We start from the raw sequence: 21,796 nt of genomic DNA on the forward strand, positions 1-21,796 counted from the left end.
TTATCAGTTATCAGTTATCAGTTATCAGTGACTAATTGGAAGCAAGTAGCAATCCCTTTGCTATAATAGTCATGGCACACCTGAAAACAAAAGCGACTACCGGGAAGCTGCCAGAACGGGAACAGTGGAAGTGGAGGTTAATCAGGGGATTGTATGACAGGGGGTTCGAGAGGGAACAGATAATTAAACTGTTTGAAATCATCGACAATATGATGACTTTGTTCCCCGAATTACAGTCAAGTTTAGAGAGTAAAATCAAACAATTTGAGGAGGAAAGAACCATGCCTTTAATGAGTAATATGGAGTTACGAGGAATCGAACGCGGTAAGGAAATTGGCAAGGAAATTGGCAAGGAAATTGGAGCGTTAGAAAAGGCTCGTAACTATGTTAAAACGGTGCTGAAAATGCGATTGGGTGACATTCCAATAGACATTGAGCAAGCTGTGGATAAAATTGCTGTATTATCGATTTTAGATGAGTTACTGAAATCGGCATTAACCGTTAATTCTTTTGATGAGTTGCATCAACTTTTAGAACAATAGTCTCAGGAATTTTCTTCTCCAATGAATCCAACAACCGCTAATTATGATGAACCCTGGAAAGAAGCATTAACCGAGTATTTTGAGTCGTTTTTATACTTCTTTTTCCCCGAAGTTCACCAATTAATCGATTGGACAAAAATTCCCGAATCCCTAAGATAGCGAGACTGATAACTGGTTTCTGATACAAATCAAAGGCCCGATAGTTATAAATATACATCCTCTGGGGGAAATTTTCTTCGTACTGGCTTTGAATTTCAATATGAATTAAAATCCAGATTTCTTCACCCCTGAGTAACCAGACTTTATAGAGTTTGTCAGCGAAACGTTTTTTTGTCTTTGCTGAAGCGGTAATCCGTTTCAGTTCTTTTTCCAGAGATTCGGGAATTTTTGTCCAATCAATTAGTTGGTGAACTTCGGGAAAAAAGAAGCATAAAAACGCTTCAAAATACTCGGTTAATGCTTCTTTCCAGGGTTCATCATAATTGGCGGTTGGTTGTTTCATGGCAAGTCGCTACCAATTGGAAAGTTAGGCACTCATCTAAATCTATTATTCCCCATAAATATCATCAATGCCACTTGTCGTCACAAAACTTCCCATTAGAGCAACCTACATCTACATCTTTGTCCTGTAGGGGCGAAGCATTCGGATAAAAAATCTACGGTTTCACCGATAGGTTATTGCTCGAATGCTTCGCCCGTACTTTTTGCCGCAAACCCCTAGATAGAGTCCTATAGCAGCGGGCAGAAGGCAGTATTTTCGCCGCTTTTGACCCCTTTTAGAGAGATTCTTCGCTCACGGAACCATCTTCCTGCACCCAGGCGAGATTTTTAATCATTCGATCGCGGGCATAGGTGCGAATTTCTGCCTCGCTGCGACCACCTAAATCGATCGCCACCCTCAGATTCGGATCACTGGTGCGAAGGGAACGAGCTTTACTAAAAGTCGCTATCTGGGCGTTATTACCCAAAGGTATAAGCAACCAGTCGAGGGGAGGAGCCTGGGTGGGTAAAGTCTGCCCTGATAATAAACTTTCGTGCAGTTCTTCGATATTCAGGGAAAAACCGATACCTGGAGCCGATTGACCCTGGGGATGAAAAACGCCCAATAATTGATCATAGCGTCCGCCCTGGCCTAAAATACTGAGATTTTGCTGGTGATCACTAACCGCTTTAAAAACGATGCCGGTGTAGTAATCAAAGGTTTGAATGAGACTTAAATCGAGAATTAGGGGGAAAGGCCCAGAGCGATCAGCATTAAGCAGCTCCACTAGGGATTTAAGGTTATTAACGGCTTTTTGGGCCGATTCTTCCTGGGCCAATACTGCCACTTGTGCGAGGACATCGTGAGGATTACCGCGCAGGTGAAATAATTGTCGGGCTTGCTGCCGGAGGGTTTCGTTGGGATAGGGAAGATTTTCGAGGCTAACGTAGTCAAGGAGGGCTAAACAGCGTTTCACCTGTTCCCGCAAAGGACCGGGAAAAGGGGAAAGTAGGGAACGAGTCAAACCCGCTTCTCCTAGAATAATCTGCCAGTTAGGGACGGCCAAACCATCGAAACAGTCAGCCAAGAGCAGTAAAATCTCGGCATCAGCTAGTAAACCGCCGGAAAAGAGCAGTTCTACCCCCGCTTGATAGAATTCCACTTGACGACCGTGATAACCGGCGCTAGGGCGACGAAAAACGTTGGCCCGATAACAGAGACGTTGGGGATAGGACTCCCCACTCATGCGGGAGACGGCACTACGGGCAATGGAAGCGGTTAATTCCGGGCGTAATCCCGATAGTCCTTGACTATCCCCGTGGAGTTGGATCACGGTGCTGGGATCGATCGCACCGCCTGCGGTGAGGGTATCGAGCCATTCAATGGTGGAGGTGACAATCCTTTGATAGCCCCAACGCTGAAAGACAGACTGAAGGCGATCGTTAATCCAGCCTTTTTGGGTAACTTCTAGGGGTAATAAATCCCTTGTCCCCGCCGGGGGTTGATGAATCATGGGAGTTTGCTAATCAAAATCGGTGGCACTGGTCAGTCCTATTTCACTTTACGACAAGTTGGGTTTAAAGCAGCAATTCTAAATTTGCCCTGTAGCAAGGCTTGTGGGGGTTAGTTCCCATAATACGGGGTCAAATTCAATGGGATTGCAAATTTGATTTCAATCCCCTGACGGTGGCTTCTAGCGGAACATTGCGCGCAGGGAACTGGAGAGTTGATTGGCTGCCCGTGCGGCCACCAATCCCGAAAGGGCGGCGACCACCACTGTGGCAAGGCAGGTTAGCTGGGCTGCCCCCGGTCCACCCACCCCCAGCACCATGGCCATGGCGGTCAGGGGTAGGCGATAGCCGCCAGCAATGCCAGCCGCTGCCCCCGCCGCACCCGCCAGATCCCCCGAAATCTCAAAGGTGGTGGCGAACACCCGGCCACTGAGGTCGCCGATCGCCAGAAAAGGGACAAACACGCCACCACAGCCCCCGGCTAAAACGGCAGCGGTGGTGGCGGCAGCCCGGAGCAGAGCTACCGCTAACAGATGGTAAGGAGTTGTTTCAGTGTTTTCGGCCCAGAGGATAGCGGCCCCCCCCGGTCCAAAAGCCGCTGCAGGGGTCGCCACCTGTCCGATCACGATCGCCAAGAATAGCATCACCAGGCCACCGATCAGGAGACGAGTGCCGGGCCTGTCCCGCAAGCCTCTGGCCCAGTAGATCGCCTCACCGGTGAGGGCTGTAATCATGCCAGCGATCGCTCCGATCAACAAAGTGGCACCCACCGCATCCCAGAAGTCAGTCGGGGCAACCTGCGGCACGACTAGCCGGATCAGTTGCAGCTTAAAGGCAACGTTGACTCTCCATCCCACCAGTCCCCCGGCTAACATCGCCGCCACTCGCTCCGGGGTGAGCGGAACCTGGCGTCGCTGACTCAACTCAAACATAAAGAAGCTGCCCACCAGCGGGATTCCCATCAGGGCGGAAACACTGGCCGCACCGCCGCCGATTGCCAGCGGCCGCACCAGTTGACGCAGGGCTGGATTTATGCTACCTAACCAAGTTCCCGTCGCCACGCCAATATGAGCCGCCGGTGATTCTGTTCCCATGGGCGCACCCAGTCCAACGGTGGAGAGGATGGCCAGGGCGCGCAACGGTGCCAGATTCCAGGGGAAGCGCTCTTCCGCGCCAGATGCGTTGATCACGTCACCGGTCAGATCGGCGCGAGCAATGTCATGGGGGAAGGAGTACCAGTCCATGAGAGAACCCCAGCGGCCAGAGGCAGTGGCCTCCCGGGGAGCTAAGGTCTGCACGGGTTGCCCCCTACCCAGTCCAAACAGGACTAGCACTGCTAAGGTAACGCCCACCAGAGGCAGCAGCAGTCGCCAGACACTATCCAGTCCAGAGGCAATGCTCAGGGTTTGCTTAATTGCCTCAGTCAGTAGTACTGCGGCCAGAGAGCCGATCAAACCGCCGAGCAGTCCAGCAACGGCCCAGCTGCCTACCCTAGTTAACAGAAGTTGTAGTTTGTTATTTAGCATCGCACCAAGAAAGGTAAACTTTTATCGTTCCTATAGCAAGTCCATTGGAGTCGTCAAGCAAAACACCCTGAAAGTCTTTACTATATAGTTAGTAAAAGTATAGTCAATTATAAACAGACTGAATTCGATTTCAGAAATTCCCTTCACTTTTACTTCGAGAGATTAATTCTCCTTGGCTGAACTACGCACCTCTCTATCCCATAGCTGAACGGATTTGGGAATGCTTTTCTTAGGATGTTGTAACTTGAAACCACTACTCAACGGATTTAGTATAAGTTAACATTTCAATTAGACGGTTATAAGGAATAGCAACAAACTTTTGGCTGTTAGCTTTGCCTATGTTAGCCTTCTGTTTCCAGCCGTCATTTTTGCCAATAACTAAAGCAGACTGAGGGTGTGTTAGCCAAAATTAACACACCATTAAGGTTATTTTTAAGTCAGAACCAGCCTCATTATGGGATAGGTGTCTTAATTTCTTGCATAATCATCAACCTAAAAAGATTTAATCGTGTTCAAAGATTCGGTAACGTGAGCTTTAAAATCTAACATAGAATCAAAAATATGTCTGACGATTCCCTCTTTATCAATGATATAGGTAACTCGTCCGGGGAGGACGAACAAAGTAGAGGGAACACCGAATAATTTCCGCACTCGGTTATCGCTATCACTTAAAAGGGTGAAGGGAAGACTATATTTTTGGGCAAATTGTTGATGAGATTGAGGACTATCGGCACTAATACCAATAACTTCCGCACCCGCATCGGTAAACACTTCGTAACTATCGCGGAAAGCGCAGGATTCTGCGGTACAACCCGGAGTGTCATCTTTGGGATAGAAATAAATTACCAGGGATTTTTTACCGATTAAATCGCTGACATTAACCGTTGCCCCTGTTTGGGAAGGGAGAGAAAAATTGGGAACTCGATCGCCTACTTTTATAGCTGCCATAAGATTAATTAATGAATGGATAATCGTGGATAGGGTGATGCTTTATATTCTAACCTTTTTTGGTCTTTTGTTTAGCCCGTTTAGCAGCAGCTTTGGCCGCTTTTTCTGCTTCAATGCGTTTTTGTTCGGCTTTTTGTTTTTCTTCGTCTAGTTTTTCTAGATAATAGTGATAATCTCCTGCGTAGGCAATTAATTCGCCCTCCCGAATCTCGACAATTTTGTTAGCTACCTGGGAGATAAAATAACGATCATGGGAAACAATTAAAACCGTGCCTTCATAAACTTTTAAAGCCGATTCTAACATTTCCTTGGCGGGAATATCGAGGTGATTAGTGGGTTCATCGAGAATTAATAAGTTAGCGGGAGCAAGTAACATTTTGGCTAAAGCAAGACGCGCTTTTTCGCCACCACTCAAAGATTCTACTTTTTTTAATACCGTTTCCCCACTGAATAAAAATCGCCCTAAAAGACTGCGAACTTCCACATCTTTCCAATCGGGAACTTCATCATGAATGGTATTTAAAACAGTTTTAGTTAGGTCTAAAGCTTCCGCTTGGTTCTGCTCAAAATAACTAGGAATAACGTTATGTTTACCGATTTCGATCGAGCCTTCTGTGGGGGGTTCTAACCCAACAATTAAACGTAAAAGCGTGGATTTTCCTGCACCATTTGGTCCTAAAAACGCCACTCGATCGCCCCTTTCTATTTCCAGATTTGCTCCCAAAAAGAGAATTTTATCATCGTAAATGTGAACAATATTTTTAATAGTTACCACTTCCCGACCACTACGCACTGCTGGCGGAAACTGGAATTTTAAGGTACGCACATCGGCAATTGGTGCTTCAATTTTTTCTACCTTTTCTAATTGTTTTTCCCGGCTTTTTGCTTGGGTACTGCGGGTGGCACTGGCCCGGAACCGATCCACGAAAGCTTGCTGTTTTTCTAGTTCTTTTTGCTGACGTTCGTAGGCACTTAACCGAGCAGATTGTTGTTCGTATTTTTGCTGTAGGTAGGCAGAATAATTACCTAAATAAGTGGTAGAAACTCCCCTTTCAGTTTCGACAATTTTGGTACAGAGACGATCGAGAAATTCCCGGTCGTGGGAAACTATGACCATGGGAGTAGTTAAATCCTTGAGGAATTTTTCTAACCATTCAATGGTTTCTAAGTCTAAATGGTTAGTCGGTTCATCGAGGAGTAAAATATCGGGAGTTTGCAGGAGAATTTTACCTAAACTCATCCGCATTTGCCAACCACCACTAAAGGAACTTACCAAGCGATCGCCGTCATCAATAGTAAAGCCCATTTCTGGTAAAATTTTCTCGATGCGCGCTTCTAATCCGTAACCATCTAACGCTTCAAATTGTCTTTGTAGGCGATCCAATTGATGAATTAAGCGATCTAATTCTTCGGGATCAGCTTTTTCCATGCGCTGGGGAATTTCTATTAGTTGATGGTGGACTTGATTCGCTTCTTGAAACACCGTCCAAAATTCCTCGCGTACCGTCCGACGAGGATCCACTTCAAATTCTTGGGTAAGATAGCCGATATGGAGACTGGTAGGACGGATGATCTCCCCGGCGGTGGGTTCCACTTCCCCCATAATAATCTTCAGTTGGGTGGATTTTCCGGCCCCATTGACTCCCACCAATCCGATGCGATCGCCAGTTTTTACTTCCCAAGTGACATCTTTTAACACTTCTCCCGTCGGGTAAATCTTACTAATTCTCTCTAGTCGTAGCATCGCTGATTTTTCTCCAGTCCTAGGCAGTTGAGACAGTCCGCCTTTATTGTAACATTTAGTTAAGCTTTACTGGTCCCTGTCAAGTTTTCTCGATTGAGCCACCTGACAGTATTTTTGATCTGAAAGAGATAATAATGTTTAATCCCCACCCCATAAAAAAAGAAACAGCTAGTTTGATCACCAAAGATGGAATTAGTTTAGCTGCCGATATTTATCGTCCCGATAGTAGGGAATCTTTTCCCATTTTACTAATGCGACAACCCTACGGAAAAGCAATCGCTTCTACGGTGGTTTATGCCCATCCTAGCTGGTATGCACGTCAGGGTTATATTGTAGTAATTCAGGATGTCCAGGGACGGGGAAACTCGACGGGAAATTTTAATTTATTTGCCCATGAAATTAGCGACGGATTAGAAACTATTGAATGGGTTTTAACTATTCCTAATAATACTGGTGTGGTGGGAATGTATGGTTTTTCCTATCAGGGAATGACCCAATTATACGCGGCTGCTAATGGTCACGGTGCTTTAAAAACTATTTGCCCAGGGATGATCGCTCACGATTTATATCGAGATTGGGGCTATGAAAATGAAGCATTTAATTTACAATATAATCTCGCTTGGGCAATACAATTAGCGGCGGAAACAGCTAGATTAAAAGGGGATGAAACTGCCTATCAAAAACTCTGGGTAGCTTCCCGAAATTTACCCCTTTTTGATCCTATTGCTGCCTCTCCCCAAATTCTGCAAGATTTAGCCGCCGATTCTTTTTATCACGAGTGGATTACTCGTTATCTTCCCGATGACTACTGGCAAAATTTATCACCGCAACACCTTTTAAAAAATATCGATTTACCGATGTTACATATCGGAGGTTGGTTCGATCCTCATCTCCGGGGAACTTTGAGTTTATACCAAGAAATGCAAGCGCGTTCTATCTATCCCCAACAGCTAATTATTGGTGCTTGGACTCATCTACCCTGGGGGAGAAAAGTAGGAGAGATAGACTATGGTCAACAGGCAATTAGTCCCGTGGATAAAATGCAGCTGCAATGGTTTGATTATTTCTTAAAAGGTCAGGAAACGGAGTTATTAAAAAATCCTCCTATGTATCTATTTCAAATGGGGTCTAATCAGTGGCAATATCTGGAAAAGTTTCCTAGAGAAAATCAGCAAATTTATTATCTTGCTAGTCAGGGTTTAGCCAATCTGCGCGAGGATGAGGGGAAATTAAGCGCGATTTTGTTAGAACCTGCGATCGAGGATACCATCGTTCACGATCCTTGGCGACCGGTTCCATCTTTAGGAGGTCATAGCGCCCTACCGGGGGGAATATTCGACCGCACCATGCTAGACTGTCGCAGTGATGTGATTACCTACACTTCTCCCCCCCTAGAGAAGGATTTAACGATTTTGGGTAGTCCCCGTCTGGATTGTTATTGTCAAGCAGACGCGGTTAGTTTCGATATCTGCGCGGTGGTTTCTCAAGTTACCCCCGATGGTCGAGTTTTTAATATCACTCAGGGTTATAAACGGGTAAATAATCCCGAATCACCCCTAAATATTTCCATGCAAGCCACTTTTATCACTATTCCTCAAGGTTATAGCTTGCGTTTGAGTCTCAGTGCCTCTTGCTTTCCCGCACATCCCGTCAACGCGGGGACTGGCAGCCATCCCCACGCAAGTCGGGCGATCGATTTTTCTACTATCACAATTAAGGTTTTTTGTCAAGGAAATTTTCCTGCAAAATTGCTATTACCTTTAGTCGGGGAAAGCTAAACCGCTGCGGGGATCACGAATGTATAAACCTAACACCAGGGAGGAGATAACCGTATCCCAGACGGGGGTGAATTTGGGAGCATCATCGACCCAATAATCCATAGTAATTAAACATTGAACTCCAGAACCAATACCCACGGCAATGCGCGAATAAGCTGGTCGATTTTCTTGGGGGTCGATGAATTGAATTTGCACCCAAACAATGCGCGCAGTTTGGCGTTTTTCTTGGATAACTTCGCCAATTTCGTGAGGATTGCGGCTATCTTCACGAGCTAATTTTTTGACCATTCCTTTCAGGGGCAATTCTTTCCAATCTCCGGGGGGAAGTAAATTATAGGAAACCTCTAAACGACAATCATCATCGGGGGGTTTTCTATCCAAAAAACGAAAGGAATTATCATCGGGTTCAAAATGCCAATCTTGAGGAACTTCAAAGCGCACTGCACCGCGACCAGCTACAAAAATACTGTTACCCGGACTAGATTTCCAGTTATGATCTGGATTTAAGTCGAGGGTTTCTTTAATCCATTGCAGATTGTGTTTTTTCGATTTAGCCATAGGGATAATCCTGCGGTAAGAATCGGACTATAGCTATCATTATACAGGCTTTTTCCTGAGAATTAAATAGGGTGCATCTCACTTTTGTAAATCTACTAAGTAAAACGTAGGATGCGTTACTAACGCACCACCTATCATCAACTAAGTAGCCAGTTATAATCAAAGAACAGGAACTGAATCTCACTTTCGTAAATCTACTAAGTTGGGATTTTTAAAGGGAAACTCTCTTTTAAAATTGGGCGTTACTTCCGATTTTATCACTCAATCCAAGCTTTTGGGGGGTAGAACCCCCCAAACCCCGGAGCGCATTAGTTTTTCGGTGGGATGCTTAGACGCGATTGTTCATATTTTTGTACCAATTTAAGAGTCACTGATAATTGCTGATTGTCGGTATTTCTGCAAATGTTGAGATGCACCCACCAAAACTTCTATCTTCACCCTTAGGATAACTGCTGCATAATTTTTAGAAATCCCACAGCACAGGATTATCATCCAAGAAATCAGTTACCTGTTTACCGATATTATCAATTAATTTTAGGTCTTCTGGGGTTAAATTAATTGTCATTGCTTGGGCGTTATTAACTGCTTGAGCGGCATTTCTTACCCCAGCAATTGCATTAGTTTGAGGTTGCTTAATTAACCAAGCAAGAGATAATTGAGCTAGGGAACAATTATAGCGTTCAGCAATCGGTTCTAATTGAGTTAAAGCTGCTTGTACCCTCTGAAAGTTTTCGCCATGAAAGAGTTTATTTTTAATTCTATGATCCTCCGCTGCCAACTGATAACCGTTTCTAAATTTTCCTGTTAATAAACCTTGGGCAAGGGGAGAATATGCCAGAATGGAAATATTATTCTCTAGACAATAGGGCATAATTTCCTTTTCTACCGAGCGCCAAAACAGAGAATAGGGAGGTTGAATACTCTCAATTCTGCCGTATTGACTGGCTTCTTCCAGTTGAGAGCGGGAGAAATTGGAAACCCCTATAGCGCAAATTTTTCCCTGGGCTTTCAGATAATTAAGAGCGGCCATAGTTTCAGAAATAGGCACTATTTCCGTGTTCCATGAGCCACTGGGCCAATGAATTTGGTAAAGATCGATATAATCAGTTTGGAGGTTTTTTAAAGAGCGATCGCAAGCTGCGATAACTTGCTCATATTTAAGGTGATTAGCAAAGACTTTGGTGGCATAAATTACCTGTTCTCGCACATCGGCTAAAGCTTGAGCGACAATCAATTCTGAGTGACCTTCCCCGTAGATTTCGGCTGTATCTACAGTGGTAATTCCTGCCTCAAAAGCGGCACGAATAGCCCTAATACTTTCCTCATCTTCAATACCTGCCCACATCTTTTTTCCTGCTTGCCAAGTACCCACGAGAAGGGGAGTAATTTCTATATTAGTCTGACCGAGATAGCGTTTTTGCATAACAGTTTTTTTGATGGGTTAAGTATGCTTAGGGTTTTAGTCGAGTTTAGGGCTGAAAATCTCAGCTAAAGAAGACTAAGGTGACAAGGATAAAAACTTTTACCAGTAGGGGTGTAAAGAACAAACTTAATAAGCCACAAAAAAGACCCAATAAGCAGGTACTGAGGCTAATTATTTCGCCGTGAACATTATAGCTAATCGACAGGGAGATTAGGGCTAGAGTAAGGAGAAAAATCATAGTTTTCTTTCCTGAGTCTATTGAGCAGAAAAGCCGTGACCGCTCACGACTTTTCGCCGTTTCTATATCTATTATTAGCTCGATTACTTAGCTAATGACATCGGGTTAAAGTGAACTTTTTTAACGGAAAAGATTTAAAAATCCGTTGAAGAGGCCTGTCAGACCAGTAAAGGGACTTAAAACCGTGCCGAGGGTGTCGGTAGCAGAGGCCAGATTGCTACGATGAACCACAACCACATCATTATTGCGGAGAATCGGGTTAGTTTTCTCGTTGATACCCTGGGAAAAATCGATATTAATTGAGGTTTTGGTGACGGTTCCGTTAGGATTGAGACGAATTAATTCCACTGTGGACTGATTGGCCCGACGCTTATCAAAGTCTCCTGCGGTTAAAATTGCCTGATTGAGAGGGGTATTAGGAGGGACTTCAATTATCCCTGGTTTTTTCACCTCCCCGACCACTTTCACGTTAATGGTTTTAGGGGCAAAACTAGCCGATGCTAGGGTTTCCGATTCCTTGGCCGAGATTTCGGTAGCGGTGGGGATAATCACCGTATCTCCTTCTTGAAGAAAGATATCGCCGGTTATATCACCTTTTTCGAGCAAACTCCACAGATCTACGGGGATTTTCTGCTGGGAACCGTCACGAGTATAACGCAGCACTTGCACCTGTCGGATATCGGCAAGAGGTTTGATGCCTCCCGCTTGTTGGATAGCTTGGGTTAGTCGGGCCGGTTTCCTGGTGCCGCCGCGCTCTTGGTCATTATTATTGTTATTGTTATTGTTGGCAGTGGGGACAATACGATGGGACCCCGGACGATAAACTTCTCCCACCACAGTAACATTAATTTCTCGATCGCTATCTAGTCCAAAATTGGCATCGGCTAATTGATTGACTTCCCCGACGCTAAGGGTCGTTTTAGTGGGAATAACGATGCTATCACCATCTCTAAGGCTAATATCTTGGGTTGTATCGCCTTTTTGGATTAATTGCCAGAGATTGGCTTGAATTAGCTGTTCTTGTCCCTTGATGTTGCGTCGAATTTGAACTTGACCAATATCGGCCACGGTGGTTACTCCCCCCGCTTTCTGGATTATTTCGGTCAATAGGGGCGTTTTTTGGCTTTGTTCGGGGTTAATTGTATAAGTACCCGGACGATTGACTTCCCCCGCGATGGCGATTTGCAAAGGCCGGGGGGTGAGAACGCTAACAGTAACCACGGGACGTTTGAGATAGGTGGTGTAACGTTTGGCGAGGGTTTGGCCGGCTTCGGTGACGGTCATTCCTTCCACTTTGACGCTACCAATTAGAGGTAAAGTTAGGGTTCCATCGGCTAAAACAAGGAAATCGCCGCTTAAATCCGCGACTTGGTAAACGGTGACGCGCACTTTATCCCCTTCTCCTAGGGTGTACTCTTTGCTTTCTGCGGGGATAGGGGCAATCGCTTCTTTAGGGGGTGCAGCACTACTAGGAGGAGTAGCTTGGACTGGGCGAGCTTCTAAGGAAGTTAGAGGGGCAATAGTGCCGATAATTAATAGATAACGCAGTGATTTGCTGATTAAATGCTGTAATTGGCTGCTATTTAACATGATCAATAGGATTAATTTTATCGTTAACATTGGCGATCAGTGTAGCACAAATAGTCGATCGCCGATGGAAACCCCCTGTAATATCGCATCTATCGAGAGTTACCGCTAACTGTAAGATAGTTTTAATGATTGCCTGTATGTAAAGGGGTATATTAATTTTATGACAGCTACTAGCACAATTCCCGATTTTTGTCAAGGGATAAAATATTTTGGGGCTTCCTTACCCGAATTTGATAAATATGCAGGAAAAGCCGCTATCGCTGAGGGAAAAACCGCTATTATTGCCGCTAATGACCCAAATGCTATCTATCAAACTCTCCTAGCCGCCGATGCTTTGCGTTACCTCACCCTACAAATCACCGCTACCAAAGAATCGGGACACCCCGGCGGTTTTGCCAGCGCTGCCGACGTGATTGCCTCTTTGATGATGTTAGGCCAGAAAAATATTTTCACCGAAGTGGGCCATCATGCCCCCGGTTTTTATAGTAACGTCTTTCTCGATCGCTCTCTGGAAGCCATGGGCATCAGCAACGTCAGCCAATTGGGAGAACGTTTTCGGGAAAAACACGGACTTTTAGGACATCTTTCCGGACAAATCCCCGGACTGCTCGGGCCGGCTGGTCCTTTGGGCCAAGGACAACATTTCGCCATGGCGGCGGCCAAATTACACCCTAATACCCTTTTCCCTGTCACTATCGGGGATGGTGGTTTAGGAGAACCCTACATTATGAGTAGTTTTGGTCATTTTCACACTGCTTATCCCGAAATTACCAATTTTCTGCCGATTTTAGTTTGGAATGGCTATTCCCAAGAACACCATAGCATGGTGTCCCTGAAAACTAACGCCGAAATGGAAGCCTATTGGCGCGGTAATGGTTTCGAGGAAGTGATTCTCATTAATGCTAAAGACTTCGATGATGCTAATCAAAATGGGGAATATGTAGATAGCACCAAATTCTCTTTTAACCAGCGTCTGGAGTTCATGAAAGCGGTGTTAATGGCCACGGATAAAGCCGCCCAATTAGCACTAGGTGGTAAACTAACCGTTATCATTATTAAACAACTGAAAGGGGCGGGAGTTCACAAACGGGGAGCGGCTTCCCATAATCTTTATCCAGGAGATTCTTTAGAAAAAGATTATATCGTTGCTGCCTTACAAGAACGCGCTTTACCCCCTGAAGCTTGGGCAATTGTTCGTACTAATTTCCAGCGCTCTGGAGGGGGTCCAGCAGCGGAAACAGTGGTAACGGAAAAAGTATTCCCGCTGCCGGATTTAGGAGCCTTACCGATGACCGAATATACTGTGGGTGGCGATAAAAAAGTGGCCACCACTGCTATGGGGGAATTAGTGGTAGCTGTGGGTAAAGCTGACCCCAATTTTGTTGTCACTAATGCTGATGGTAATGCCGCTTCGGGAATTAATAATATTAACGTCGGTTTAAAGATTATTCACCCCACCAGCGATGATACCTATTTCCAGGGTCCTAACGGTCAAGTTTATGAACCTTTAAGCGAGGATGCCTGTGCCGGATTAGCCGTCGGTTTATCTCTCTTGGGAGCGCGAACTTTATGGTGTTCCTACGAGTCTTTTGCTATCAATGGTTTACCGATTTGGCAGACTGTAACCCAAGCGATGGCCGAGTTACGTCGTCCCACCCCTTCTACTATTACTTTATTCACCGCCGGAGCCTTGGAGCAAGGGCGTAATGGTTGGACACACCAACGCCCAGAGATTGAAAATTATTTCGCCGCTATGATGCGAAATGGTAATATTTTCCCACTCTTTCCCTGCGATGCTAACAGTATTCAAGTCTGTTATGGATGGGCGTTAGGAACTAGCAATAAAGGCATTACAATCACCGCTAGTAAATCGCCTTTACCAGTGCGAACTACCTTTGAGCAAACCCGTCAAGCTTTGGAAAAAGGCGGCGTAATTCTTCAGGAATCGGAAGGCAGTAAAAAAGTAGTTTTTGCCGTTATTGGTGATATGACTTTATTACCCGTCTTTGAGTCGGCACAACAGTTAGAAGCAGCAGGAATCGGTGTAAAAATCGTCTCGGTAATTAATCCTCGTCGTCTCTATCGTCCTAGCGATGTGATGAGTGAAACTAGCTCGCAAGCTGATAATAATTTCCTCGATGATGCTGGTTTTGACAGTCTCTTTGCCGGTGATGCTTTAATCGGAGTAACCGGTGGTACAAGCGCCATGTTAGAACCGATTATGTTACGCAGTAATGCGCGTCGGGATGTCTTTGCTTGGAAACGGGGAGAAACCACCGCTAGTGCTGGGGAAATTATGGCCTATAATGGCTTAACTGCCAATGCTTTAACTGCGCGTGCTACTCAGTTATTAGGTTAAGTTCCCAGTTAGTTTTTTTGATTATTCCCTACTCTCTTTGATTGGAAAGTAGGGATTTTTTTCAGGTCACTTTTGCCAACGGGGTAAACTTTTAATAATTTTCCATAGGTGAGGATATTGGAGGGATAGATAGCGTTTAATATGGGATTTTAAACTAACTAAATCCTGAGATTCTTTTAGTTCTCTATCTTGATAAAAACGAATTAAATCATCTCGTCTTTTTAGTAAAATTTTAATTTGTTGGTAATCTTCCGAGCTTAAAACTTGATGGGGTTGAATATTTTCTGGCAGCGGGCGCGGGATGTAAAAAGTTGTATGAGATGGGGATAATTCTTCGATAGGACGTTCTTTGCTATAGAGATAGATAGAAAGAGATTTCCGGGATAAATGCCGTTGATTTTCTGGTAAATTAATCTGAGAAAATCCATGCCATGAATGTTCATTGGTTTCAAAAATAAGACAACGATTAAAGATAGGGACAAAAGATTTAATCCTATTTTCTTCTGGTTGACGGGGATTGGAATGTAACTCTAGATTCCCTCCCCAATCTGCTTGCCATTGGGGATTTAAATAGATTAATAAATTCAAGCGGCGATGATACCAATGACGCTCATCGAGGTTAAAATCAATGTGAGGGTCTAATTCTTGACCGTGTAAATTTTCGTGGGTTCCACCCCCATAAAAACTAGGGTCTGGAATTAAATTATCGATACCAGTTAATTGGGAAATTAACTCGAGAAACTCTTGAGCTTGAATGTAGCGGCCAAACTGCTGATAAACACCCCCCAAACCGATTAAATCCTCATTAACTGCCTTCCCGCCAACTTTTCCTAACTCACTAATGGCTTTTTGCGGATTAAAACTGGGAAAATTTTCCAGCAAAATTTGCGCTTGCTCCCTAACTAAAAAATTATCGATGACCAAATGCTTAAACGGTTGCGCTGTCTCAAAATCTTGACGATAGACAGAAGATTTCTCATAAACAAGGGGATTGATAAACATTAGACAGCTTTTTTGTTGGTATGATGAATTGTAGCAATCAAACTAGCAAAATAAAGATTAACTCTCCTATTGACCTCATCGCCTATGGACTGGTGGCACAAACTCAAAGATAATCCTCTCGCCCGTTGGGGAGCAGTTTTACTGTTAATCTTCTATTTAAGCGTAATGGCGGCGGATTTTGTCGCTCCCTACTCTCCCTACTCCTCCCAACCCGGTCAGTCTCTCCTCCCCCCCACCCAAATCTTTTGGCGCTCGCAGTCGGGAAGTAACAAGGGTGAGTGGATTGGCCCCCACGTCTATCCCACCACTCAAAGTGCTATTAATATAGAAACTGGTGAGCGGAAGCTAATTAGAGATTTTAACAACCCCTTGCCGCTGCGTCTCTTGGTTAAGGGTGAAACCTATAATTTCGGTCAAATTCGCCTACCTTTACCGCCAAAATGGCAGGAAGTAACTTTATTTCCCGGTATCCCTTTTGATCGCCATCTGTTCGGGGTCATCGGCGATGGTAGAATCAATATATTGGGAACTGACGAATCGGGACGCGATAGTTTTAGTCGCTTGATTTTCGGGGGCAGAATTAGTTTATTTATCGGTTTGGTCGGGATTTTAATTTCTTTCCCTATCGGTTTATTTGTTGGTGGCGTTTCTGGCTATTTTGGTGGTTGGTTAGATGCGATTTTAATGCGTTTTGTGGAAGTTTTAATGACTATCCCCGGCATATATTTACTCGTGGCTCTGGCAGCCGTTTTACCCGCAGGATTAACCAGCACCCAGCGCTTTTTATTAATCGTCCTGATTACTTCTTTTATCAGTTGGTCGGGATTAGCGCGGGTAATTCGCGGTCAAGTTTTATCCCTGAAAGAACAGGAATTTATTCAGGCTGCTAAAGCTATGGGAGCAAAACCTCTTTATATTATTCTGCGTCATGTGCTGCCCCAAACTGCCAGTTATATCATTATTTCTGCTACGTTAGCTGTGCCGGGGTTTATCGTGGCCGAATCGGTTTTAAGTTTAATTGGTTTGGGAATTCAACAACCGGATCCTAGTTGGGGAAATATGCTTTCTTTGGCTACCAATGCCTCAATTATTGTTCTACAACCCTGGTTAATTTGGCCACCTGCTTTGTTAATTATTCTCACCGTTTTAGCTTTTAATTTACTCGGTGATGGTTTACGCGATTCTCTAGATCCTCGCAATTTAGAGAGATAATTTAGTTATTATCAGTTATCAGTTATCAGTTATCAGTTATCAGTTATCAGTTATCAGTTATCAGTTATCAGTTATCAGTTATCAGTTATCAGTTATCAGTTATCAGTGAACTGATAACTGTAAAGTCTCCCCACTTCCCATTATGAATAAAATCAGTAAAAGTTTTAATAATTTCGCCGATAGTTTGGTGATTTATAGTCAAAGATACGGAAAAATAAGCTGGGTAATATTTTTAATTATCTTTGCTTGTATCATGACGATAACCTTTAATTATCCGGCACAATCGACCAATCAACCCCAAGAAAAACCCGAAATTCGTGGAGTTTGGTTAACTAATATCGATAGTGAGGTATTATTTAAACCGCAAACCCTAAAAGATGCCCTTGATAGGTTGGCTGATTTAAACTTTAATACTATTTATCCCACGGTCTGGAATTGGGGTTATACACTCTATCCTTCTAAGGTAGCAGAAAAAGTGACAGGACGAGCGATCGATCCCCATGAATCTTTAAAAAATCGCAACTTTTTAAAGGAAATAATTAGCCAAGGTCATCGGAAAAAATTAAGAATTATTCCTTGGTTTGAATTTGGTTTTATGGCTCCTGCGGATTCAGAATTAGCCAAACGACATCCCGATTGGTTAACCCAAAGACAGGATAAAAGCGTGATTTGGTGGGAAGGAAAAGTGCATCAACGGGTGTGGTTAAATCCCTTACATCCGCAGGTACAAAACTTTATTACGGATTTAGTCAGCGAGATTATTACTAACTACGATATAGAAGGAATTCAGTTTGATGACCATTTTGGTTATCCCGCCGATTTTGGCTATGATGAAACTACAATTAAACTCTATCAAAGGGAACATTCGGGACAATTACCACCGCAAGATTACCAAGATAAAGCATGGATTCAATGGCGGGCCGATAAAATTACTGACTATATGAATAGTTTAGCCCAGACGATTAAAAAGCAGCAACCTAGAGCGATTATTTCCCTATCTCCTAATCCCTACACTTTCTCCCTAGAATCCTATCTTTTAGATTGGCAAAAATGGCAAGAAAAAAACTTGATTGATGAATTAATAGTGCAAGTGTATCGAACTGATATGAACGCCTTTGACTGGGAATTATCCCAACCAGAATTACAGCAAGCTAGACAATCTATCCCCGTAGCTATTGGGATTTTATCTGGTTTAAAAGGTCGTCCGATTCCGATGGTTAATATTACTCAACAAGTGGAAAAATCGAGACAAGAAAATTTTGGCGTTTCTTTCTTTTTCTACGAAACTTTATGGAATATCAGCAATGAATCCCCTTCCTATCGACGCAGGATTTTTCGGGAAATACTCCAGTCTGCTAATCCTAGCTAAAATGGCTGACTTTAAGCGAAATTATTGCCCTAACCTAGCCATAGTTTCTTAAGTTTATCTTTAAATTAAGAAAAAGCAGCAGGGAGAAACTAAAATCGCTAGAATGAAAAAAGACTCTCCCTTATCACTTTATCCATGTTGATCAGACATAACCGAAGCTCGATCGCTAAACCTATTTTACTGTTTCTTGGCTGCCTTGTGAGCGGGCAGTTAGGGGTGTTAGTGGTAGCCAATAGCCTCTGGTTTACCGAGATGGGTTATTTAAACACTTTCCTGAAACAATTGTCTTGGCAACTAGGATTAGGTTGGGGAAGTGCGATTCTTTCTCTACTCTTTATTTTTACTAATTTACGTTTAGCCCAGCGTTTTCGTTGGCAAAAACCAAAAGAAGATAGTTATCCTCTTAGTCCTCAATCTCCTAGTATTAATTTACTCGGTCTTTTGATTATCACAACGGGAATTGGAGCTTGGATTGGGTCAATGTTATTGTATTACAGTAAACTAGCCCTCAGTCTCTGGACACCAGATTTTAATCTCCCTAATCTTAGTTCTTCCCTAAGTTCTCCTCTGGAAATAGTTTGGATTAGGCAAGTATTAACCGATATTTCCAGTAATCTTTGGCAAGGGGTAATTATTGCTATTTTAGTCTTGGGATTATTAATTAAAACCGAGTATTTTTTGCGAATAATATCTATAGTATTTACTATAATGCTATCTTTTATTATTGCTGGGCAGTGGGCGAACTTTTTAAAATATTTTTATGGTGTTCCTTTCAATATTAACGATCCTCAATACGGGAATGATTTAGGTTTTTACATCTTTCAATTACCCCTGTGGCAGTTACTAGAATTATGGCTCGGTGGTGTGGGAATATATACTCTTTTTGCTGTTAGTTTAACCTATCTTTTTTCGGGTGATAGTCTTTCTCTGGGAACCTTTCCGGGGTTTTCCCGTCCGCAACTGCGTCATTTATACGCCCTGTGGAGTGGGTTAATGGCGCTGCTAGTATTACACCATATTATTCAGCGTTACCTGCTACTTTACTCTCCCGAAGGAGTAGTTTATGGTGCGGGTTATATCGATGTTCATGTTGGTCAATTTATTGAAATTATTCTGGGAATTATTGCAGCAATAACCTCTATATGGTTAGGAGAAAAAGCATTATTTGGTAAAAAAGACCGTCGCAAGTTATACAAAAACACTAAGAAAAAGTTGGTATTTTCCCCCTACTTAGTTCCTGTATTTCTCTATTTAATTGTTTGGATAAGTGGCATAGTTATCAGTGGACTATTACAAAGAACTGTCGTACAACCGAATGAATTAGTGAGAGAAAGACCCTATATCGAAAGAAGTATTCAATCCACAAGAGCGGCTTTTTCCTTAGATAGAATTGATGCCCAAGTTTTCGATCCACAGGCCGAATTAAATGCCGAAGTTTTAGAGAGAAACCATCTAACTATCGATAATATTCGTCTTTGGGACACCAAACCACTGCTAGAAACTAACCGACAATTACAGCAAATTCGCTTATATTATAAATTCCCCGATGCCGATATTGATCGCTATCGGGTACGAGTAGGATTGCCTGAAAAAATCGAAGAACGTCAAATATCTGAAAAACAACAGACAATTATTGCCGCTAGAGAATTAGATTATAGTGCGGTTCCCACTTCTGCTAACACTTGGGTGAATAAACATCTCGTTTATACCCACGGTTATGGGTTCACTCTTTCCCCGGTTAATTTAGTGGCTGCCGGGGGTTTACCCTACTATTTTGTCAAAGATATCGGCACAAATAAAGACGAAGGGGCTCTACAAACCTCTAGCGAATTAATTGATTATAGTATTCCCATTGGTAAACCCCGCATTTACTATGGGGAATTAACTAATAATTATGTGATGACTCCCACCACCGTAGAAGAATTGGATTTTCCTAGCGGGGATGGAAATGTCTATAATACCTACGATGGTAAGGGAGGAATCCTAGTGGGGACGGGGTGGAGACGTTGGCTATTTGCCCTTTATCTGCGGGATTGGCAAATGTTATTTAGCCAAGATTTTACTCCCGAAACTCGCCTATTAATGCGTCGTGATGTCCAAAATCGCGTGCAAACTATCGCACCTTTTTTAAATTATGATCGCAACCCCTATTTAGTAGCGGCAGATGTGGGCGATAGTAGCAGTAAATTACATTGGATTATTGATGCTTATACTATCAGCGATCGCTATCCCTATTCTGACCCGGGTAAGGATAAATTTAACTATATTCGCAATTCGGTGAAAGTGGTAGTGGATGCCTATCATGGAACAGTGAATTTCTATGTTGCCGATGAAAATGATCCAATTATTCAGACGTGGAATAAAATCTTTCCTCATCTCTTTAAATCTTTAGCGGAAATGCCGAAAACTCTCCGCAGTCATATCCGTTATCCCGAAGATTTATTTAGTACCCAAGCAGAAAGATTATTAACCTATCACATGACCGATCCACAGGTATTTTATAATCGGGAGGATCAATGGGAAATTCCCCTAGAAATTTACGGCACGGAACCCCAGGCTGTATCACCCTATTATTTAATCATGAAACTGCCCGATGCCGACAAAGAAGAATTTATTCTCCTCCATCCCTATACTCCCTCTAGTCGGCAAAATTTAATCGCTTGGTTAGCGGCGCGTTCAGACGATAGAGAGTATGGTAAGTTATTGCTCTATCAATTTCCTAAACAAAGGTTAGTGTACGGGCCGAATCAAATTGAGGCTTTAATTAACCAAGATCCAGATATTTCTCAACAGATTTCTCTTTGGAATCGGGACGGTTCTAAAGTTTTGCAAGGACACCTATTAATTATTCCCATTGAACAATCGCTGCTTTATGTAGAACCTTTGTATCTAGTGGCAGACCAAAATAGTGTCCCAACAATCGCTAGAGTAACAGTTGCTTATCAAAATAAAATTGTCATGGAACCAACCTTGAAGGAAGCTTTAGAAAAGTTATTCTCAGGCCATCAGAGTTAAATTGCCGCTAATTGCCCACAAATTAGCAAAAAGCTGATGCTGGTTCCAGAACGATCCTCAATATCCCCGAATTTGCCCAGAAAATTGCCTGCTCTGGTTAATCAGCCAATTTTCAAATCCAGTATCATCAAAGGATTGAGTTATTCTTTTAATTGGAAAAGTGGGCAATTAATTCTGTGCGAGATGAATTGAGTATTAAAGGGGTAAACTCCTCCACTGGTAATAATAAAATGCGCTCGATGATTACGGACAAATCGGGGTCTAAACTGCCAAAACGAGCTTTCAATAAATTTTCTACCACCAGACGTTCTCCCTGTTGAAGACCCTGTTGAAGACCCTGTTGAAGACCCTGTTGAAGACCCTGTTGAAGACCCTGTTGAAGACCCTGTTGAAGACCCTGTTGAAGACCCTGTTGACGGCCAGCATCCAGTTCTTCCTGAAGACGGGAAGTGTATAAAGGTGATAATCTCATAATTAACTCTCTATCCTCCTGTTCAAGC

13 protein-coding genes and 4 pseudogenes are annotated in these 21,796 nt (G+C 43.3%); 6 read left to right on the forward strand and 11 right to left on the reverse strand.

What is annotated here, in order from left to right; genetic code table 11:
• Nucleotides 1-35: 35 nt before the first annotated feature.
• Nucleotides 36-542: pseudogene (locus O9324_RS03190) on the forward strand (hypothetical protein); the annotation flags it as partial.
• A gap of 148 nt (nt 543-690) precedes the next feature.
• Here the strand turns inward: O9324_RS03190 and O9324_RS03195 are convergent.
• The 6 genes and pseudogenes from O9324_RS03195 to O9324_RS03215 all read right to left on the reverse strand — a co-directional run.
• Nucleotides 691-1,044 (reverse strand): annotated as a pseudogene (locus O9324_RS03195) (RpnC/YadD family protein); the annotation flags it as partial.
• A gap of 274 nt (nt 1,045-1,318) precedes the next feature.
• Nucleotides 1,319-2,536, reverse strand: a complete 1,218-nt coding sequence (locus tag O9324_RS03200) for an ATP phosphoribosyltransferase regulatory subunit (protein ID WP_002767989.1) — start codon at nt 2,534-2,536, stop codon at nt 1,319-1,321.
• Between the two features lie 180 nt (nt 2,537-2,716).
• A complete protein-coding gene (locus O9324_RS03205) occupies nt 2,717-4,060 on the reverse strand; it encodes a chloride channel protein (RefSeq protein WP_288139452.1) in 1,344 nt (447 codons plus the stop codon).
• Nucleotides 4,061-4,209: 149 nt separating this feature from the next.
• Nucleotides 4,210-4,448, reverse strand: a pseudogene (locus O9324_RS27125) (hypothetical protein); the annotation flags it as partial.
• 104 nt (nt 4,449-4,552) lie between these two features.
• A complete protein-coding gene (locus O9324_RS03210) occupies nt 4,553-5,008 on the reverse strand; it encodes a peroxiredoxin (RefSeq protein WP_288139453.1) in 456 nt (151 codons plus the stop codon).
• 49 nt (nt 5,009-5,057) lie between these two features.
• Nucleotides 5,058-6,752, reverse strand: coding sequence for an ABC-F family ATP-binding cassette domain-containing protein (locus O9324_RS03215; protein WP_288139454.1), 1,695 nt, complete (start codon nt 6,750-6,752; stop codon nt 5,058-5,060).
• 134 nt (nt 6,753-6,886) lie between these two features.
• Here O9324_RS03215 and O9324_RS03220 point away from each other — a divergent pair, with 134 nt between their 5' ends.
• Complete coding sequence (locus tag O9324_RS03220) at nt 6,887-8,530, forward strand: CocE/NonD family hydrolase (protein ID WP_288139455.1); 1,644 nt, start codon at nt 6,887-6,889, stop codon at nt 8,528-8,530.
• Here the strand turns inward: O9324_RS03220 and O9324_RS03225 are convergent.
• The 3 genes from O9324_RS03225 to O9324_RS03235 form a co-directional block, all read right to left on the reverse strand.
• Nucleotides 8,513-9,088 carry an Alr1449 family protein gene (locus O9324_RS03225; protein WP_002767998.1) on the reverse strand — a complete coding sequence of 192 codons (576 nt, stop codon included), beginning with the start codon at nt 9,086-9,088 and terminating at the stop codon, nt 8,513-8,515. The two genes, O9324_RS03220 and O9324_RS03225, sit on opposite strands and share 18 nt — an antisense overlap.
• Nucleotides 9,089-9,551: 463 nt before the next feature.
• Complete coding sequence (locus O9324_RS03230) at nt 9,552-10,511, reverse strand: aldo/keto reductase (protein WP_288139456.1); 960 nt, start codon at nt 10,509-10,511, stop codon at nt 9,552-9,554.
• A 358-nt stretch (nt 10,512-10,869) separates the two neighbouring features.
• Entirely contained in the window at nt 10,870-12,369 is a 1,500-nt protein-coding gene (locus O9324_RS03235; protein WP_288139457.1) for an SLBB domain-containing protein, read from the reverse strand.
• 130 nt (nt 12,370-12,499) lie between these two features.
• Here O9324_RS03235 and O9324_RS03240 point away from each other — a divergent pair, with 130 nt between their 5' ends.
• On the forward strand, nt 12,500-14,698 hold the full coding sequence (locus O9324_RS03240; RefSeq protein WP_288139458.1) for a phosphoketolase family protein: 2,199 nt from the start codon (nt 12,500-12,502) through the stop codon (nt 14,696-14,698).
• A 66-nt stretch (nt 14,699-14,764) separates the two neighbouring features.
• On the opposite strand, the gene O9324_RS03245 is transcribed toward O9324_RS03240, so the two are convergent.
• Nucleotides 14,765-15,700 carry a 2OG-Fe(II) oxygenase gene (locus O9324_RS03245; RefSeq protein ID WP_288139459.1) on the reverse strand — a complete coding sequence of 312 codons (936 nt, stop codon included), beginning with the start codon at nt 15,698-15,700 and terminating at the stop codon, nt 14,765-14,767.
• A gap of 84 nt (nt 15,701-15,784) precedes the next feature.
• On the opposite strand from O9324_RS03245, the gene O9324_RS03250 reads away from it, so the two are divergent.
• From O9324_RS03250 to O9324_RS03260, 3 genes are all read left to right on the forward strand, one after another.
• Complete coding sequence (locus O9324_RS03250; RefSeq protein WP_287627911.1) at nt 15,785-16,912, forward strand: ABC transporter permease; 1,128 nt, start codon at nt 15,785-15,787, stop codon at nt 16,910-16,912.
• 142 nt (nt 16,913-17,054) lie between these two features.
• Nucleotides 17,055-18,281 carry a glycoside hydrolase family 10-like protein gene (locus O9324_RS03255; RefSeq protein WP_288139460.1) on the forward strand — a complete coding sequence of 409 codons (1,227 nt, stop codon included), beginning with the start codon at nt 17,055-17,057 and terminating at the stop codon, nt 18,279-18,281.
• Nucleotides 18,282-18,416: 135 nt separating this feature from the next.
• Entirely contained in the window at nt 18,417-21,296 is a 2,880-nt protein-coding gene (locus O9324_RS03260; protein WP_288139461.1) for a UPF0182 family protein, read from the forward strand.
• A gap of 148 nt (nt 21,297-21,444) precedes the next feature.
• Here O9324_RS03260 and O9324_RS03265 read toward each other — a convergent pair.
• Nucleotides 21,445-21,796, reverse strand: a pseudogene (locus O9324_RS03265) (flagellar assembly protein H); the annotation flags it as partial.

The sequence above is a fragment of the Microcystis sp. LE19-84.1B genome (genome assembly GCF_027531875.1).
GTDB classification, from domain to species: Bacteria; Cyanobacteriota; Cyanobacteriia; order Cyanobacteriales; family Microcystaceae; genus Microcystis; species Microcystis panniformis.